This window comes from Bombilactobacillus bombi, assembly GCF_013607485.1.
GTDB classification, from domain to species: domain Bacteria; phylum Bacillota; class Bacilli; order Lactobacillales; family Lactobacillaceae; genus Bombilactobacillus; species Bombilactobacillus bombi_A.
Map to the genome: position 1 here is coordinate 1 of NZ_SCHP01000098.1, position 2548 is coordinate 2548.

At 34.3% G+C, this 2548-nt stretch carries 3 protein-coding genes; 1 reads left to right on the forward strand and 2 read right to left on the reverse strand.

The features are described from left to right. A partial coding sequence (locus tag EQ827_RS08410) for a formate--tetrahydrofolate ligase (protein WP_181190537.1) occupies nucleotides 1–1581 on the reverse strand: 1581 nt, incomplete at its 3' end. After that, nucleotides 1571–1984, reverse strand: coding sequence for an EbsA family protein (locus tag EQ827_RS08415; protein ID WP_181190538.1), 414 nt, complete (start codon nucleotides 1982–1984; stop codon nucleotides 1571–1573). The genes EQ827_RS08410 and EQ827_RS08415, both read right to left, overlap by 11 nt. Nucleotides 1985–2128: 144 nt before the next feature. On the opposite strand from EQ827_RS08415, the gene EQ827_RS08420 reads away from it, so the two are divergent. Further along, nucleotides 2129–2548 (forward strand): CorA family divalent cation transporter (locus tag EQ827_RS08420; RefSeq protein WP_181190539.1); only part of this gene is annotated, 420 nt, incomplete at its 3' end.

The window sequence follows — 2548 nt, forward strand, 5'->3', positions numbered from 1 at the left end:
CGTTAAAACTACTAAAAATCCAGCGCCTAAATTGGGAACAATTTCTTGCACATGTAAATCAAAGTTATTAGGAGCTCCTAAAATCTTGGCATCATCACTAAAGGAATATTGAGTTTTGGCAATACAAATTGGTAACTTATCCCAACCTCTTTTGATTAGCTCTGCTTGCTGGCGCAGAGCTCGACTACTAAAAACAACTTTTTGTGCGCCATAGATTTCTTGGGCAATTTTAGTTATCTTATTGGTAATGGTATCATCATCAGCATATAAACGTTGATACTTAGTGCTTTCTTGTAAATCGATTAAAGCTTGCGCTAAGTTCAAAGCCCCTTTACCGCCATCTTGATGAACAGTTACTGGTAAAGCTTGGACACCTAAATCTTGACAAAGTTGCTGTAAAAGTTGAACTTCATCATCAGTGTCATTTTCAAAACGATTAATTGCCACTAAGACGGGTAAACCATATTTTTTCATGTTTAAGAGATGACGCTGAAGATTAGCAAATCCAGTTTTTAAGGCATCAGCATTAGGATCTTGCACTGCTGCAAGTTTAACGCCACCATTATATTTTAGTGATCTAATAGTTGCGACAATAACAGCAACATCCGGTTTTTTATCTAATTGAGGTGTAACAATATCTAAAAACTTCTCGGCACCTAAGTCCGCTCCAAATCCAGCTTCAGTTAAGGCGTAATCACCTAAATGTAAAGCTAAGTTGGTTGCAATAATACTATTGCAACCATGCGCAATGTTAGCAAAAGGTCCTCCATGCATAATTACCGGTGTATGTTCTAAAGTTTGAACTAAATTAGGCTTAATAGCATCTTTTAATAATAAAGTTAAAGCACCTTGAGCCTTTAAATCTTTTACAAAAACTGGTTTTTGATCATAAGTGTAACCAATTAAAATTTGACTAATTCGTTGCTTAAGATCTGCACGATTTTTTGCCAGACATAAGACCGCCATCATTTCTGATGCGACAGTAATTTGAAAATGATCTTCACGAACAATCCCAGAATTTGAGCCCCCTAAGCCAATGACAACATTGCGCAAAGCCCGATCGTTAACATCTAAAGCACGCTTCCAAGTAATTCGTCTTGGATCTAGATGTAACTGATTGCCATGTTGCAAATGATTGTCAATTAAAGCGGCTAAAGTATTGATTGCTGATGTTAAAGCATGCATATCCCCAGTAAAGTGCAAATTAATGTCTTCCATAGGAACTACTTGCGCATAACCGCCACCGGCTGCCCCGCCCTTAATACCCATGACTGGGCCTAAAGATGGCTCACGCATGGCGACAACAGTTTTTTGCTGTAATTGCTGTAAGGCATCTGCCAAACCAATCATTACTGTAGTTTTACCTTCACCTGCCGGGGTGGGATTCATTGCAGTCACCAGTACCAACTTACCTAACGATTTTGATGAATTGCTTGGAGCATCTTTAAAATTTAATTTAGCCTTATAATTACCATAGAGTTCTAAATTTTGTCTTGGTATATCTAATTTATCGGCTATTTCTGTAATTGGCAAAATAGCTTCTTTTTCATTCTTTTGGGCAATTTGAATATCACTTTTCAATTTGGTCACTTCCTGTACTAAAAATATTTAACTGCTGCTGTCCTTTTTTACTTAACCAAAGTTTTAAGGGAAAATAACTTTTATCCTGGAATATTAGGATACATTGATGCCCCTTTTTTTCAATTTTTTTGATTTGTGAAAAACTAAAACGATGACGATTAGAATTAATAAGACCGTGAATAATTAAAATTTGGTGGTGACTATCAATTATCAAAACGTGCTGTTGAATTTGTGCTGCCAAAATAAGTAGGGTTACACCAATTATTCCCCACCCCCACACATTACTCCATTGGGTTTCTAAAATGATAATACCGCCAATAAATAATAGGCTCAAAAGCCAACACCAAGTAATAATTCCTAATTGATTTGCTAATTGATAGTGAATTTTTTTGATAATTTTCACCTCATTTAAAATTTATAGCTTGATTCTATCACAAAAATAAGCAAGGCTGCTTTAAGTGTGATTTTTAAAAAGATTATGCGATGACAAAATTATCAGTTAAAGTTATCATAGTTTTATGAATACTTTTTAAAATGGAGAAGAACAATGATTAAAGAATATGATTTAAATACCAATTTAGCAGTTATTAATGCTAATGATGCTACACCTGAAGAACAAGCACGTTTAATTAAAGATTTTAAAATCACGCGAGAAACTATTAACTATGCCTTAGATAAATTTGAACGGCCGCGTGTAAGCTTTACGGAATTAACCCATACTTATTTAATGGTTATCACAATTCCGTCCTTCAAAGAAGATTTAGAAACTATGGTTCAATCAGTCACTATTGTAGCTAATGATGTTAATGTTATCTGCTTTACTAATAAATATAGCCAACATGTTATGGGTTATATTTTGAAATTTTTCAAAGAAAAATCCCGAACAAATAATATTGCCCTACAATTATTCTCTTATCTTATTCAAGAAATATCAGGCGAATTTCTGAACATTATTAAACGTTTTTAT